Origin of the sequence: Pseudoalteromonas sp. SR45-1 (genome assembly GCF_014163655.1) — a bacterium.
Taxonomy (GTDB): Bacteria; Pseudomonadota; Gammaproteobacteria; order Enterobacterales; family Alteromonadaceae; genus Pseudoalteromonas; species Pseudoalteromonas distincta.
The window spans coordinates 179,367-196,317 of sequence record NZ_JACJDR010000002.1 but is presented as its reverse complement, the minus strand read 5'-3'; the positions used below and the strand labels follow the sequence as shown (position 1 = coordinate 196,317).

Annotated in this window: 12 protein-coding genes and 1 pseudogene; 10 read left to right on the top strand and 3 right to left on the bottom strand. The window is 38.9% G+C overall.

The annotated features are described in order from the left end of the window. Positions 1-41 precede the first annotated feature (41 nt). Together H5089_RS03305 and H5089_RS03300 are read right to left on the bottom strand one after the other, a co-directional pair. Positions 42-2,114 carry a catalase gene (locus tag H5089_RS03305; RefSeq protein ID WP_182711467.1) on the bottom strand — a complete coding sequence of 691 codons (2,073 nt, stop codon included), beginning with the start codon at positions 2,112-2,114 and terminating at the stop codon, positions 42-44. A gap of 242 nt (positions 2,115-2,356) precedes the next feature. Beyond that, positions 2,357-3,190, bottom strand: a pseudogene (locus tag H5089_RS03300) (mechanosensitive ion channel family protein). 288 nt (positions 3,191-3,478) lie between these two features. On the opposite strand from H5089_RS03300, the gene gss reads away from it, so the two are divergent. The 6 genes from gss (at position 3,479) to H5089_RS03270 (ending at position 13,252) form a co-directional block, all read left to right on the top strand. Further along, positions 3,479-5,341 carry a bifunctional glutathionylspermidine amidase/synthase gene (gss, locus tag H5089_RS03295; RefSeq protein ID WP_182711466.1) on the top strand — a complete coding sequence of 621 codons (1,863 nt, stop codon included), beginning with the start codon at positions 3,479-3,481 and terminating at the stop codon, positions 5,339-5,341. A 135-nt stretch (positions 5,342-5,476) separates the two neighbouring features. Then, complete coding sequence (locus H5089_RS03290) at positions 5,477-5,845, top strand: DUF2237 family protein (RefSeq protein WP_024605487.1); 369 nt, start codon at positions 5,477-5,479, stop codon at positions 5,843-5,845. A 236-nt stretch (positions 5,846-6,081) separates the two neighbouring features. Then, entirely contained in the window at positions 6,082-6,606 is a 525-nt protein-coding gene (gene dps, locus H5089_RS03285; protein WP_024595435.1) for a DNA starvation/stationary phase protection protein Dps, read from the top strand. A gap of 608 nt (positions 6,607-7,214) precedes the next feature. Further along, positions 7,215-10,154, top strand: a complete 2,940-nt coding sequence (locus tag H5089_RS03280) for a TonB-dependent receptor (protein ID WP_182711465.1) — start codon at positions 7,215-7,217, stop codon at positions 10,152-10,154. A 309-nt stretch (positions 10,155-10,463) separates the two neighbouring features. Next, positions 10,464-11,255 carry a hypothetical protein gene (locus H5089_RS03275; protein ID WP_182711464.1) on the top strand — a complete coding sequence of 264 codons (792 nt, stop codon included), beginning with the start codon at positions 10,464-10,466 and terminating at the stop codon, positions 11,253-11,255. Between the two features lie 257 nt (positions 11,256-11,512). After that, positions 11,513-13,252, top strand: coding sequence for a SulP family inorganic anion transporter (locus tag H5089_RS03270; protein ID WP_182711463.1), 1,740 nt, complete (start codon positions 11,513-11,515; stop codon positions 13,250-13,252). A 52-nt stretch (positions 13,253-13,304) separates the two neighbouring features. On the opposite strand, the gene H5089_RS03265 is transcribed toward H5089_RS03270, so the two are convergent. After that, the gene (locus H5089_RS03265) at positions 13,305-13,982 is read right to left on the bottom strand and encodes a glutathione S-transferase family protein (RefSeq protein WP_182711462.1); all 678 of its coding nucleotides are present in this window, start codon (positions 13,980-13,982) and stop codon (positions 13,305-13,307) included. A 177-nt stretch (positions 13,983-14,159) separates the two neighbouring features. Here H5089_RS03265 and H5089_RS03260 point away from each other — a divergent pair, with 177 nt between their 5' ends. From H5089_RS03260 to H5089_RS03245, 4 genes are all read left to right on the top strand, one after another. Then, a complete protein-coding gene (locus H5089_RS03260; protein WP_182711461.1) occupies positions 14,160-14,876 on the top strand; it encodes a DUF1223 domain-containing protein in 717 nt (238 codons plus the stop codon). Between the two features lie 360 nt (positions 14,877-15,236). Next, positions 15,237-15,917, top strand: coding sequence for a CsgG/HfaB family protein (locus H5089_RS03255; protein WP_076923668.1), 681 nt, complete (start codon positions 15,237-15,239; stop codon positions 15,915-15,917). Beyond that, on the top strand, positions 15,917-16,264 hold the full coding sequence (locus H5089_RS03250; RefSeq protein WP_008165258.1) for a DUF4810 domain-containing protein: 348 nt from the start codon (positions 15,917-15,919) through the stop codon (positions 16,262-16,264). Before H5089_RS03255 ends, H5089_RS03250 begins: the two co-directional genes overlap by 1 nt. A gap of 1 nt (position 16,265) precedes the next feature. Beyond that, a complete protein-coding gene (locus H5089_RS03245; protein WP_138488585.1) occupies positions 16,266-16,943 on the top strand; it encodes a DUF799 domain-containing protein in 678 nt (225 codons plus the stop codon). Positions 16,944-16,951: the final 8 nt, after the last annotated feature.

Below are 16,951 nucleotides of genomic sequence, written 5' to 3'. Positions count from 1 at the left end.
CACAACAATTACATGCTGTGGTTTTTTAATTATTGAGCTTACTAACGCTCCCAATATCTTAAATTACGCAAAGTATTTATAAATTTATCGGCTGAATGTGCCTCTAAATCTATCCAACCATCATCTACTTTTCCATCAAGGCCTGCCGCTTTGAATAAAGGCTTAGCCTCATTTGTAAAGCCTATAAATTTCATATGTGCGTACGCATCACTTACAAAGTCTTTAGCTTCTGCTACGGCAGCTAGTTTTTTAGCTCCATCTTCGGTGGTGAGTACAAGTACCGCATCGTATAAAACCGATGGACCACCATTAATAACCTGATCAGCTTTAAAGTGTTTACCTTTACTGCATTTAGCACCGCCAACTTGCGGGGCAATAATTTCAAAGTTTGCACCTTCACTTTTAAGTGCATTGGTAACCGATTCAAAAATTTCTGCATTAAAGCCATCACTTACTAAAATACCTAATTTACGGCCTTTGAAGGTGTTGGGCGCATTTTTCAAAATACTTAACGCATCAGATACAGGTAAGTCTTTACGTGTCGGCATAGCAGCTTCTGCCGGATCTGGCATTTCTTGCAAGCCAAGTCCTTCGGCAACTTTATTTGCGAGGGTTTCGTCAATATTTAACAAGTGCGATACCAAACGTTCTCGTATTGGCAAATGCTCAACTTTAGACAGCTCAAACACGTACGCAGATTGAATATGCGCCTGCTCTACCTCTGTTTGACTTAAATAAAATTGACGAGCTTGACTGTAATGATCGCTGAATGTTTCTGAGCGATAACGCAGTTTATCACCGCCATTTACTTCAGGTTCGCTTGAGCTTTTAAAGCCATGTACTGGGCATTCGCGCGGGTTGTTTTCGTCGCCGCTCCATGAGTTTGGCTCATAATTAACACGCCCTTTTGGATTGTGCATTGCCATGTGGCCATCTTGCTGAAAATGACGCATTGGACATTTAGGCGCATTGACCGGAATATGCGTAAAGTTAGGGCCACCTAAACGCTTGGTTTGAGTATCTAAGTATGAAAAGTTACGACCTTGCAGTAGCGGGTCAGGTGTAAAGTCGAGCCCCGGTACAATGTTTTGAGTACAAAATGCTACTTGCTCTGTTTCTGCAAAAAAGTTGTCTACAACACGGTCAAGCACCATACGACCAACAATTTGCACTGGTACTTGCTCTTCAGGTATAAGCTTGGTGGCATCAAAAACATCAAATTCAAATTCATCAGCAAATTGCTGATCAAACACCTGTACACCTAGTTCCCACTCAGGGAAGTCGCCGTTGCCAATAGATTCCCACATGTCTCTGCGATGAAAATCAGGGTCCGCGCCGTTTAGTTTAAGTGCTTCGTTCCATACTACAGATTGCATTCCGCCTTTTGGTTTCCAATGAAATTTAACAAATTTTTCATCACCTTTGGCATTAATAAATTTAAATGTATGAACACCAAAACCTTCCATAAAGCGTAAAGAGCGTGGAATAGCTCTATCAGACATTGCCCACATAACCATGTGCATTGACTCAGGTGACAAACTCACAAAGTCCCAAAAGTTATCATGTGCTGTTTGCGCCTGCGGAAAACCACGATCAGGCTCGGCTTTAGCGCTATGAATTAAATCAGGAAACTTCATTGCATCCTGAATAAAGAATACCGGTATATTGTTACCCACTAAATCCCAGTTTCCTTCTTGGGTATAAAATTTTACCGCAAAACCGCGTACATCACGTGCTAAATCTGGTGATCCTTTATTACCTGCAACCGTAGAGAAGCGAGTAAACACAGGCGTTTTTTCACCTTTTCGCTGAAAAATATCTGCACAGGTTAAATCTTCAAGCGTGTCGTAAGTTTCAAAATATCCGTGTGCACCATAGCCTCTAGCGTGCACTACACGCTCAGGAATGCGTTCATGATCAAAGTGAAAGATCTTCTCGCGCATTATGTGATCTTCTAATAATCCGGGGCCACGTTTGCCCGCACGTAATGAGTTTTGATCGTCACTTACAGGGCAGCCCTGCGCGGTGGTCATGGTAGGGTGTTCATCCGACGCTTTTTGATGCAATTCGCCGCCATGCCCTTTATTACCTGAGTATTTAAATGATTCAGCCATGTTTAGTCCTTCATACAGTTTGATTTAATGGGTCGATAGTTTTTATGAGCTTTAAAACTAAAAGCGACTATGCAAATGCAAAATAAAGGCCAGACATCAAACCTAGTAAAAAAGGGCTGTACAGATAACAATGTAGTATTTGAGATGATTTATAAAAGAAAAGGTTACACAGGTATGTAACTTTTTCACACAAAAAAAGAGCACTTAAAAGTGCTCTTAGGTTTATGCATTTTTAAATTTAGTTAATCTTTATTCTCGTTAACTAAAATAACTTTACGATGTGGGAAAGGTATTTCAATGTTGTTTTCATCAAGTGCTTTTTTAATTAACTCTGGCACCGTGTAAAGAATATCGAAGTAATGCTCGCCCTTACAAAATGGCCTTACTAAAAAGTCTACTGAGCTGTTGTTAAGTGTTTCTACTTCAACAAAAGGCGCTGGATCTTTTAGTATATGTGGGTGCGCTGCAAGTACCCCATCTATAACTTTACGTACAGCCGTTGTATCTTCACCGTAAGCAACACCAAAATGCATATCCACACCACGAATTGGATGATGTGAATGGTTTATAATTTGCGCGCCCCAAATTTGACTATTTGGTATAATAACCTATTGGTTATCGAACGTTTGTAAAATAGTAGTAAACATATCTACTTCTGTTACTTTACCAAAACGCCCTGCAGCCTCAATAAAGTCATTCACTTTATAAGGTCTAAATATTAGCAACATAACGCCTGCGGCAAGGTTCGACATTGCACCTTGTAACGCCAAGCCTATAGCAAGTCCCGCAGCACCGAGTAAAGCAATAATAGAGGCTGTTTGTACACCAAAGCGATTTAACACAGCAATAATAACGAACGCTAATATGATGTAGCGAGCCATGCTGCCTAAAAAGCGAAAAAGCGTATCGTCAAGATGAGTGTATTTATGACACAAGCCAATAATTAAATTGCGTACTTTGCCCGCTAACCATAAGCCCGCAAGTAAAATTGCAATTGCTAGTAATATGTTGGTTGCCCACGTAATTGCAGCGGGTAAATATTGATTAATATCAATGTTGTTTATTATGTCTTCCATTGTTTTTCCTGTTTTAAAACTTTTAGCTAGTTTTGCTATGCCAAACGCAATAGTTTAACAAAAAATTAACTAAAGTACGAATATAGGTTCAGTTTTACATGTATAAACACTTTGAAGGAGGGATTTCTTAACTACTGCTTTTAAAACTATGGATTAATAAAATATAATTTTAAGCCCTATTTAGCACCAATATTTAATTAAAGATTATACCCAGTAATATCTTGCTATAACGCAGTTTGGCTCATATAGTCAGCAAATTATCACACCTTATTTTGAACATCTTTGTTTATGAAATCTTCTGCTAGTGATTTTGGTACTTTATTAGGTTATGCACCTGGTAATGTTGCTGTTTACTCATCTGATTATGATACGGCTGATGAAAGCATTTATCCTAATCGTAGCGCCTATCGTAGTTACCTAGACGGTATTTACATGGGCTATAAATGGCAATGCGTTGAATTTGCCCGTAGATGGATGTACCTCAATCATGGTTATATTTTTGATGACATAGCCATGGCTTACGATATTTTTGAGCTGCGTTCAGTGCGCGATGTAAATAGCCAAAACAGATTGCCACTAAACGCGTTTAAAAATGGTGCTAAACATCACCCTCAAGTAGGTAGTTTACTTATATGGGAAGAAGGCGGCGAGTTTGAAGAAACAGGTCATGTTGCTGTCATTGTTGAAGTGCATGAAGATAAAATACGTCTTGCTGAGCAAAATGTAGGGCATCAAATATGGCCAACAAATCAAAACTGGTGCCGTGAACTAAAAGCAAAAGTAACTAAAGATGGCGACTATTGGATTGAGTGCTCTTACAGCGACGCCACTATTTTAGGTTGGATGACACAAACTGATGAAACAGAATATGCTGAGCCAACGTTTGAGCTAAACACTGACTTATTTACTATAGAAACCCATAAAGCAGTAGATACAGGCCAAGCAAACAAGTCATGGTTAAATATTGCGAATGACGATGAAGCTGCCTACGTAGAAATGATGCAAGGCCATAAACTTACATCAGTAGATGAGGATCAACATAATTACTTTGCAATATCTCAAACGGCGCAGCAAAGCATTGAGCATGCAACAAATGAACTGCATGGCTTATTTATGCATGCAACCGACTATGTATTGCAGCACCCTGAGTTATTAAAAAAGTTTAATTTACCCGATGTTGTGCTTAATAAAATTCGCCAATCGTGGGATAACCGCTTAAACCAATTAATTACCAGCCGGTTTGACTTTGCCTTAACAGCAGCAGGTTTAAAAGTTTACGAATACAATTGCGATTCGGCATCGTGTTACATGGAAAGCGGCAAAGTTCAGGGAAAGTGGGCAAAACACTTTAGTGTTAAAACAGGTGTAGATGCAGGCCAAAATTTATTTAAAGATCTCGTAAAAGCATGGCGAAAAAGTGAGGTAAAAGGTCTTGTTCATATTCTGCAAGATGATGAACCAGAAGAACATTACCACGCATTATTTATGAAAGAAGCTATTGAAGCCGCAGGCTTTGAATGTAAGCTAGTAATTGGCTTAAGCACACTTCGCTGGAATGAGTCAGGCAACATAGTAGATACTGATGGCGCACAACTGAGTTACGTATGGAAAACCTGGTCGTGGGAAACCGCACTTGATCAAATTCGTGAAGAATGCGAAGCCGACCAATCATTAGGTGATAACTTTGAACCACAATTCAAAGCTGGTGAAACGCCACGCTTAGTCGATGTATTACTGCGTAAAAATGTCATGGTGTTTGAACCGCTGTGGACATTAATTCCAAGTAACAAGGCTATTTTGCCAATACTGTGGAGCTTATTCCCTAATCATAAATATTTACTTAATACCGCGTTTGAGCTTAACGACGAGTTATTACAATCCGGTTATGTAGTTAAACCAATAGTAGGACGCTGTGGCGCTAATATTCAACTTATTGATGAGCAGCAGCAAGTTATAGAAAAAACAATGGGGCACTTTGCAGAGCAAGACCAAATATACCAACAACTATTTGCACTGCCTAAAGTAGACGACTACTTTGTACAAATATGTAGTTTTACAGCCGCCGGTAAATACTCTGGTGGTGGCGTGCGTGTTGATAAAAGCATGATCATAAACGGTCATAGCGATTGTATGGCGCTGCGTATTAAATAATAAACAATACTAAGCCCGCAATTTGCTGCGGGCTTAAGTTTGTGTAGCCCTTCCCTCTTTTAAGTTTTATAGCTATCTCAAGCGAGTTACTCCTGTTAGAGTAAATTTATTAAACACCACAAATTAAGGTATTTCATGGCGAATCAATTTAATGTACTCGGCACACGCTTAAAACTATGTTGCGGTAATGGTGGCTACACACGTGAAGGGTTTTGTTATGTACCAGAATCAGATCTTGGCAATCACAGTGTGTGTGCAATTATGACTGATGAATTTTTACAATTTTCAAAATCACAAGGTAACGATTTAATAAGCCCGAACCCTCTTTACGATTTCGAAGGTTTAAAAGCCGGTGATAAATGGTGCTTGTGTGCAGTAAGATGGCTTCATGCTATTTCAGCAAACGTTGCGCCACCAGTGGTGCTTGAGGCTACAAATAAAAAATCATTAGAAATAGTGCCGCTCGATGTTTTAAAAGCGCACGAATACATAGCCAACGTTTAAATACACCTAAGAGTAACTAAATCGAAGTCTGCATATTTTACAAATATATGCAGGCTTTTCAAAAACCCAATCTCCTCTGCAGCCTTAGAAACCTTAATTTAAAATATAACCAATTGTTTTTGAATCACTTTTCAAATAAAGCAACTTACGGCATAACAGTTGCTTCATTAAGTTTAAGTCATGCTCATAACGCAACATATTATATGAGCAACACATTACTTAATGTAGGAGAAATTATGAGTAACAATAACGAATCAAACAAAACAACTAAATTTACCGCGCCAGGTATGAGTGACGAATCAGCCCAAAAAACAATAGCTACCCTCGATAACCGCATGGTTGCATTGATAGACTTACAACTAACTTTAAAGCATATTCACTGGAACGTAGTGGGACCTAATTTTATTGGCGTACATGAAATGATAGACCCACAAGTAGACATTGTGCGCGAAATGACAGATACAATTGCAGAGCGAATTGCGACTCTTGGTGCAGTACCTGTTGGCACACCAAAATCAATTGTAGATCGCCGTACTTGGGACGAATACTCAGTAGGCAAAGGCCTAGTAACCGAACATTTGGCTGCGCTTGATAAAGTATATAATGGCGTTAATGCCGATCACCGCAAAGCGATTGAGACTCTTTCTGAGCTAGATCCGGTCTCTGAAGATATGATCACCAGCCAACTAGCCGATTTAGAGCAATTTCAGTGGTTCATACGAGCACATTTAGAATCATCTACAGGCGAATTACAAAGCTAATACATCTAAAGTAAGAAAGCCCAGCATTGTTATGCTGGGCTTTTTTTTGCGTAAAAATCTATTTATCGCTACCTAGCTTACCGCCCCTACCCCAGCTAGTACAAAATCAATATAAAAACAATAGAAAATTGGTATTACCAAAATGATTTTTAATTATTTTAACCTCTCCACTATTTCGCAAATTTATAAATCATTTAGAACTTTTAATGGTCGCTCTTCCAATTCAATATCACTTAAAAAGTAAACTAAACACGTATAAAAGTACGACATAAAATTTCAAAATAGTACCAACAAATGTATTAAATAGTACAAATAATATATAAAAATGCCTTTGGTAAAGATACTTCAATAAAATTCATTCAAAATACAAAAAATAAAAACACCCTATAAGCCATTAAATTTATTAAATATAAAAAAATAAAAGAGGTTTTTGTAATACACATTGTGAAATTTTGGTAAACAAAGGTTGTAAATAAAGTTGAATTGGATTAATTTCAACCATACCACCTGTATGACACACTACAGGAAAGAAACAGTTAAATTGGTTAACCAAGCCAAGTAACAACACACACACAATGACGCAAGTCGTACCCAAACGGGAGAGATACATGAAACTCAATCAAATTACTTCAACATTAATTAATAAGCATAAAAGAAGTAGCTCTACAACAATCAGTGCCGCAGCCCTTTTATTAATGGCTTCTTCAAATATTGCAGCGCAAGAGGCTCCCGCAGCTTCAGAAACGGCAGCTGCAGACATTGAAGTTATTGAAGTAAAAGGCATGCTAGGCAGTATGAAAGCCGCCGCTATGCTTAAGCGTACTGACGGACGTATTGTAGATGCGATTGTTGCTGAAGACATTGGTAAGTTACCAGATAATAATATTGCAGAAGCGTTGCAACGTATTACTGGCGTATCTATTAATACCGATTTTGGTGTGGGTGACAGTGTTTCGATTCGTGGCTTACCTCAAAACCGTGTTGAATTAAATGGTCGCTCTACTATTGGTGACTCTCGTGACGGCATTAGCTTGCAAGATTACCCATCAAGCTTCTTAAAAACAGTAGAAGTAGTTAAGTCTCCTACTGCCGATATGATTGAGGGTGCATTAGGCGGAACAGTTAGTTTAAAGACAGTTCGCCCATTAGAGTTAGATAAACTAACTGGCGCAGTTTCATTAGATGGCGAATACGCTGATAAAACAGAAAATGTAGCTCCTATTTTTAGTGGTTCAATTGGTAACAACTGGGACTTTGATGAAATGGGTACCTTTGGTGCCATTGCTATGTTTTCATTCCAAGATCGCGAAATTCGCCAAGATGAAACATCTAGCCGTGTTAAACCTCAAGATATCGAAATTAATGGCCAAGAAGGTAATACACCTAGTGGCAACGCTATCGTAAGAGACGAGCACAGTGTTGAACAATACGTAGAGCAGCGTAAACGAACTGCTGTAAATTTATCTCTTCAATGGGCACCACAATCTGGTAATGGCATGGTGTATCTTGATTTAAGCGGCACAAAGCGCTCAGGTGAACAAGCTGGTAACTCTATTTTAGGTGTCGCAGGTTCACTATCAACAGATGCAAATACAACTCAAGATGCTAACGGCGTAAATAATTACACGTTAACAAACGAGTTTGGTATTCCTAAAACATACAGTGACTTTCGTGAAACTGACTCGTTTTCAAATGCACTTGGTGCAGAGTGGAACCTTACTGACAGTATCAAAATCTCTGGTGAAATTGCGGTAGCATCATCAGAAAGCGTAAGACCTGATTCTGAATTTACACTTCGCCCAATCGAAAAATCAACATTTGAAGCAAGTGGTGGAACTCAGCTAACAAATCATTTATATGATGGTGCATTTTCTCAAGACGGTAATAAATTACCAAGCATCATTCATTCAGATCCTAATGCATTTACTGACCCACAAAACTTAGCACTTCGTACGTTTAAAAGTGAAGATAGAAGAACAGACAATGACGAAACAGCTATTCGTTTTGATGTTGAAATGTTTGAGCCACTCAGCAGCTTAAGCTGGGTATCTAAAGTAAAAGCGGGTGTACGTGTTACTAACCGCGATTACGAATATGAGCAATACAAAGTAGAAATTAAAGACATTTATAAAAATGCATTTAACGACTCAGACGGTTCGTTAGCCACTTTATGGGTTGATGACTACAACGCTGCTTTTTCAAATAGCTTTACAACAGTTAGCCACGACAACTCATTTGACCAATTAGGTCATTCGGGACAAAACGACCTACTAACCTTTTTAAGCTACAACGGTTTATCTAACCCGGCCAATACTTACGCTCAGCTTCAGCAGTTACTTGCAGGTACTAACCTAGCGTCAACAGGTAGTCTTTCAGATAACCAAGAGTTCCAAGAAAGCGCATACCGCAACGTAGTTGAAGATACTGCTGCCGTGTATATATCAGCCTACTTAGACTTTGATAACATCACTGCAATTGTGGGTGGTCGTTATGTAACTACAGATTTAGAATCAAGCGTATTTCTTAATGGCGAAAAAGTAACTGGCGACAATGACTACAGCGACTTTTTACCAAGCTTAAACGTAACGTATAACTACTCAGACGAAACATTATTCCGCTTTGCTGCTGCAAAAGTTATGCGCCGCGCTGACTTTAGCGAACTAAGCCCTGCATTTGACGTTAATAACGACATTACAGGTGCAACGCAAGGCTCTATTGATTTAGAACCATATCGTGCAACGCAATACGACTTATCTGTAGAGCATTACTTTGACCAAGGTAACGTAATTTCTTTCGCAGTATTTTATAAAGATGTTGAATCTTTCTTAAGTAACGAAAGTAGCTGTGTAGCTGCATCAAGCACTTCAACAGGTCAAAACGTAACTCAATGGAACCAAGTATGTCAGCTTGACGTTGCAGGTGTTTCACAAGACAACCTAGTTTACTCGGATGCAACTGACTTCCCAGTAGATGCTGATGGCTTTAACTATGTAGCAGGCTTACGTGACGCAGGACTAACGGGTATCGATACTGTTAAAAATGTAAACGGTGAAAACGGCTCAGTACAAGGCTTTGAAGTTGGTTATCAACAGTTCTTTACAGACCTACCTGGTGCATTTTCTGGCTTAGGCATTAACGCAAACTACACATACGCAGACAGCGAGCAACCAAACGGTAACCCGTTATTAGATATTTCTAAAAATACGTATAACTTACAAGTATTTTGGGAATACGAAGGTTTCTCTACTCGTCTAGCTTATAACTACCGTGACAGTTTCTTAGATACTGAAAACGAGAAACGTGTAGAAAATATTAACTCAGACGGCAGTATTTCAGCAGAAGGTACTGTTTACGGTAATAACTACCGTGACGACAGAGGCCAGTTAGACTTCTCTGCAAGCTGGGATATTAACGAAAACGTGACCTTAGTAGGTAATGCGACCAACTTAACGGGTGAGCCTTCTATTTACCTATCTGAACTAGGTGGTGCTTGGAAGTACACTGAAGCGGATCGCCGTTACAGCTTCGGTATTCGCGCTAAATTTTAATTTTCCCTAAAAACTAAAGCCTGCTTTTATGCAGGCTTTTTTACGTCTATAAAAAAGTGGCACTTGTGTTAAAACATCGCACAATTTTTATAACTAAATATTTATTTAAAGCAATAAAATTATCATTGAATAATACCCCAAACTAAAATTTAGATACCGCGTAAACAATATCAACCTTCTGCACTTCACTTTTAGCGCACAAACTAAGCACCATACATTGCACTAAAAACCAGCAACCTTGCAGCTTGGTTATAAAATGTCTAGTATTCTAAAGCTGTACTTATAATTGGTACGAAAAAAGGATTAACAATGTTTCTAAAATACATAACAACAATATCAATCACATTATCATTACTATTATTAACAGCATGCGGCTCTGGGGGAAGTAAAACAAAAGAGGCTGAAAGCATTGAAATACCACAATCAAAAGCGGTTATTAATAACAGTCCCTTAAGTGACTACAAAATAATTATCTATGGTAATAGCCATAGTTCACAGTTAGGGGGCTTATTAGAAATAATTATTACAAGCCAGTTACCTAGCACTTCAGTCAAAATAACGACTGTCAGTGGTCGATTTTTAGATGAAATAGTCGCAGTAAATGCGAATGTCGATAAATTAAAAAGTGATAACTGGAGTCATGCAATTTTTCAAGGTCAAAAGTACTCACAATCAGGTTCGACTGACTACCCTACAGGTGCAACGGAGCGATTAATCTCGAACGCAAAAGAGCATAAAATTACACCAATTTTATTTCCAGAGCATCCTCAAAAAGGAGATCCCGCAGAAGCAAAGCAGGTTTACGACCTCCATTTATCAATCAGTAAAAAACAACCTAGCTGCATAGCGCCTGTTGGCTTTGTATGGAATCGAGTATTAGAAATAATGCCTAGTATAAACCTTCATAGTGCCGACGGTAATCATGCATCCTATGCTGGCAATGTCCTTACAGCGATGACCTTTTATCAAATCATTACCTCGGAATTAACAGACACAATGCCATTTATTCCTGCTATAGATTTAACACAGCAAGAACAAGCTTTATTTGGACAAGTAGTAACAGAGGTGCTTGAGTTATATCCGGCATGTGGTGCTAAATAATCTTAAAAAATTTAAAACTAGATTTTAGATTTAGTGATTTCTTGAGGTGCTCAATATCAGTACATTAATACTACGCACATAAGCTGATTAAAAGACACCTCAGGAAAATTCAATTTTCACTTTTTTGCCAAATTATAAATTTAATATCTTGATAAATAATCACCTGCAATTTATTAAAATAACCGTCGTCCTAGCTATACTTATTTGAATATTAAATTTACTATCAAAACGTTGTAACTATTAGCAGGAAAACTAAGGTGCTGTCGCGTTTATATAATTTTATGCCCGGTTTAAATACATTGCTGCACTATGAACGCCAATGGTTTGCTGATGATGTAAGGGCGGCGCTATCAGTAGCTGCAGTGGCTTTACCTGTTGCCATTGCTTACGCACAACTAACCGGTGTTAACGCCGCCGTAGGGTTATACTCTTGCATACTGCCAATGATGCTATATGCACTTTTCGGCACTTCAAAACAATTAATAGTCGGCCCTGATGCCGCAACCTGCGCCGTTATTGCCGCTGTAGTAACACCTCTTGCTGCAGGTGACAGCTTTAAGCATTGGCAACTTGTTGTCACCATGACCGCCATGACCGGCTTTTGGTGCTTTATAGCCAGTAAATTTAAGTTAGGTGTATTAGCTGACTTTTTATCTAAACCTATTTTAATGGGCTTACTAAACGGCGTAGCTATCACTATTATTGTGGGTCAATTTTCTAAAGTATTTGGTTTTACTTTTGATGAGCGCTACTTACTTGAACGCCTCGGTGGTGTGCCCACATACCTAGCGCAAACACATGTTCCCACCTTATTAATGGCTTTGTTTACACTGGCGGTCTATTTTGCCATGAAACGGATAAAGCCCACGTGGCCTGCATCTATGTTTGCTATTACCTTTGGTGCGCTTTTGGTATGGATTTTTGATTTAAAACAATTTGATATAAAAACCATTGGCACCGTAACTGGCGGGCTTCCCGTTTTTAATACCCCTGTTTTTGATTTAGGGATTATTCGTGAGCTGGTGGTACCCGCACTTAACTTAGCCATCGTGAGCTTTGTTAGTATGATGCTAACTGCCCGCAGCTTTGCTGCTAAAAATGGCTACGACATAGACGCCGATAAAGAATTTAGAGCGTTGGGTATTGCCAATATAGCGTCAGCTCTTTCGCAAGGTTTTGCAGTCAGTGGCGCCGACTCACGCACCGCTGTTAACGATGCAACAGGTGGTAAAACGCAGTTAGTATCAATAATTGCAGCAGCTATTATTGCGCTCATAGCTGTATTTTTAACAGCCCCACTTGAATTTATTCCAAGCGCAGCGCTAGGTATTGTACTTATTATTGCCTCTGTCCATTTACTCGATTTAAAAGCTGTTTGGCAATTAAAACGAAAAGACAAACAGGCATTTTATCTCGCCTCAGCCACCTTACTTGCTGTGTTATTTATTGGCGTTATACCAGGGATCACACTTGCTGTATTACTAGGGTTATTTCAATTTATTCGCACTGTTATGCGTCCAACCGACAATATACTCGGCGTAGATGTTAACGGTGTAGTAAGAAGTTTAGACGCCACAGATAAAGCAAAAGCAGTGCAAGGCGTGTTTATCTATCGCTTTAATTCACCTTTAACTTACTTTAATGCCAGCTACTTTAAACGCAGATTACTTGAGCAATATGCAAGGCAAAAAGACGATACACAATGTGTAATAATTGACGCTGTACCCTGCTTTACTCATTTAGATTTAAGCGTAATGGCCATGCTTGCAGATCTCGACGTTATATTTAAAAAGCGTGATATAAGGCTTGAGCTTGCAGGTAGAAAACGTCAGTTACTTTCGTGGTTTGATATTGCAGGAATGAAGTCAGGAAAAGAAGGTATATATATTCACTCAGATTTATACATCGCCCTAAAAAGAAATAGCGTAAGCCAGCACACGCAAGAGGTTAGCTTGTTTGAGTCAGACGAAAATAAAGAACCGCTCACACAGCAATAAAATACAATAAGCAGATCAGCTAACTGATCTGCTGTTTAGTACTAATTACTTTTTATACTTTTGGATAGTTTGAAGGAAAAAACGCTTTTTTAGCGTCTTCATCAAACTCTTTTTTAAATTCGATGTCAGTGCCAATTGCGCGTGCGCGTGCAACCGCTGGGCGGTTATTAATACTTTCAAACCAGCGCTTAAGATTAGGATATGGTGCTAAGCCCTCTTCGCCCAGTACAACTGGTGCTTTATCAATCCAGCCCCAAGCAGAAATATCAGCAATAGTATACGTATCACCCACAATAAAGTCGCGCCCTTCAAGGTGCGTATCAAGCACTTCGTAATGGCGCTGCGCTTCACGTAAATAGCGATTAACCGCGTAATCAAGCCCTTCTGGCGCCATGTGTCTAAAGTGTACACTTTGCCCTGAATACGGCCCCAAACCAGATGCGATAAACATTAACCACGACAGCATTTCAGCGCGGTCATCTGGTTTTCCTTCAAGCTTTCCATACTTTTCAGAAAGGTACATTAAAATAGCATTCGAATCGAACACACGTATTTCACCATCAACAATTGCTGGCGCTTTAGCGTTTGGATTAATTGCTTTAAATTCAGGTGTATGTTGCTCACCTTTTAAAGTATCAAGAGGAACAAGTTCAAACGGTAAGCCTGTTTCTTCTAAAAAGAGTGCAACCTTCATTGGGTTAGGAGTATGGTGAAAATAAAATTTAATCATGTAAAGTTCCTCAATAATTGAGCAACGATTAAAGCACAACTTGAGCGGGTGTTCAAATTAAGTTTTAACTAAGTAAAATACACAGTTAAAACGTGATTTAACTGTGAGTATTTCGTGATACTTCAATCTTAAATATCATTTAGGCTGAATGCAATATCAGCCTTTGCGAGAAGTAACATGCCTTTTAAAGCTCTATCCCATCCATTTTTAATTTCACTTGTTGGGTTAATAATTTTTTGCTTTCAAAGCCAAGCTGCTGAGCAAGTAACTATTTCCAGTACAGCTAATCCGACTACCTTTTTAGAGCTTTACACGTCGCAAGGTTGCAGTAGCTGCCCACCAGCAGAGCGCTGGATTTCAACGTTTACAGATGATGAAAAACTATGGACTGATTTAATCCCTATTAATTTTCATGTTACTTATTGGAATTATTTGGGTTGGAAAGACCCGTTTGCCTCTGCTGTGTTTAGTAAAAGACAACGCACGTATAAGGCACTCGGTAAAAGTAGGATTGTAGCTACTCCAGGATTTATGGTTAACGGCAACGGGTGGCAAGGTTGGTTTTATAAACAAGCTATTCCTGTAGCTAAAGCCCGTTATTTAGGTAATTTAAAAGCGACTATAAACAACAGTAAAATTAATCTCGAATACGATACTGTTAATATCGAAGATAATACTGACCAAAACTTAATAGCCCATGTAGCTCTGTTAGGCTTTGGTATAGAAACACAAATACACAGCGGCGAAAACGCAGGCCATAAGTTAAAACATGACTTTGTTGTTAGTGGCTACGAGCAAAATGACATGCAGACCAAGCAGCAATTATCATTAGCTGACTTAACCCTGCCTCGCGCTAAAAAAATATCGCCAACAAAGCAAGCCTTAGTGTTTTAGGTATCTAAAAAAGGCGATCCTTCCCCACTACAAGTTGCAGCCGATTAGTTTTAAAAATTACAGTTAATTGAATAAAATTACTAATTAACAACTCAGCGCGCAATAAATCTCCTTGTATATCAACTATAGAAAAAGGCTTTCAATAATTTAAAAACTAATGAATTAGCATTGTTATTACAAAGAATTTATTCTTTTTCATTGTGTGTATCTGTATAAAACATAAATAACATTGTATTTACATCAACTTTTGTTTATAAAGTAAGTTGAATGGACTCTTGAAATAAGTAATTGACTTATAAGTATAAAAATCAAGCGCCTATCAATAAAAACTTCTGCAATTATCTATATGGACAAAAATTTATGCGAATTAACCAAAGCCACATTAAAACAATTGTAATCGCTGCAATTACAGCTTCGTCTTTAGCTGGGTGTGCTACAACATCATCAAAAGTAATAGAAACACCAACTGTTGCTAGCTATAACACAACCTACTCAGGTGCAAAAAGCAAACTAGTCGTAGGTCAGTTTGTAAACCGTTCGAGCTTTCAAAATGGTATATTTGCATCAGGCCAAGACCGTTTAGGTAGCCAAGCAAAAACAACACTAATGAGCCACTTACAACAAACAAATCGCTTTAGTGTGCTTGATCGCGACAATATGGCAGCCCTTGCGGAAGAGGCAAAGTTAACAGGTACAAAACAAGTTCTTAGCGGTGCTAAATTTGTTGTAACTGGTGATGTAACAGAGTTTGGCCGTAAAGCCATTGGCGATCGCCAGCTTTTTGGTTTATTGGGTAAAGGTAAATCGCAAATTGCTTATGCTAAAGTAACGCTTAATGTTGTTGATGTTACTACATCAGAAGTTATTTATTCAGTGCAAGGTGCTGGTGAATACAGCCTATCAGAACGTGAAGTTATTGGTTTTGGTAGCACAGCTTCATACGATGCCACATTAAATGGCAAAGTACTTGACCTAGCTATTCGCGAAGTCGTTAACAAGTTAGTTACTGGTCTTGAAGCTGGCCAATGGGGCAATAAATAATGAAAAAGCTAATTACCTTAGCATTTGTTTGTATAGCCCTAACGGGTTGTAACTCAACGAAAGAACCTATTTACTATTACGGCGACTATAGCACTGCCGTATACGCCTATTTAAAAGCAGATGACGTAACAGCCGAAGAGCAAATTAGTATGCTTGAGCAAATTATTGCCGATGCCGCAAACAAAAGTAAGAATGTTGCACCTGGCTTACATGCTCACCTAGGTATGCTGTACTTTGAAACGGGTAATCCTTCATTAGGCACTACTCACTTCGAAACTGAGAAATCACTTTTCCCAGAATCAGTTCATTACATCGACTTCCTTCTAAAATCTGCGAAAGGCGCTTAATATGCTTAATTTAAAATCATACACAGCGATCGTATTAGTCGCATTACTCGCTGGTTGTGTTTCACCTCCACCAGCACATGACTACACAGCATTTAAACAAGCAGACCCTCACTCAGTTATTATTTTACCTCCGCTAAATAATACACCTGAAGTAATTGCACCATACAGTGTGATGACTCAAATGGTCGCGCCTATAGCTGAGTCGGGTTTTTATGTTTTTCCTGTTGCTTTAGTTGATCAAACCTTTAAAGGTAATGGCCTCACTGTTGCAAGCGACGTACACCAAGTACCGGTGAATAAATTACATGAAATTTTTGGTGCAGACTCTGCGCTTTACATCACTATTGAAGAATACGGTACTAGCTATGTTGTAATTTCTAGCGAAACAGCTGTAACTGTGTCAGCCTCACTAGTTGATTTACGCACTGGCGAGCAATTGTGGCAAGGCAAAGCAAGAGCCTCTTCAGCTGAACAACAAAGTAATGGCGGTGGTGGCCTTGTAGGTATGCTTGTTATTGCAGCAATCAATCAAATTGCTGAAACGGTAACCGATAAAGGCTTTGAAATCGCAGCAATGACTTCAACACGCTTACTTTCTTCAGATGTTTACAACGGCTTATTATATGGACCTCGTTCACCTAATTATGGCCAACCAGCACCAAGCGAAAAGAAAAAATAAACTTTATA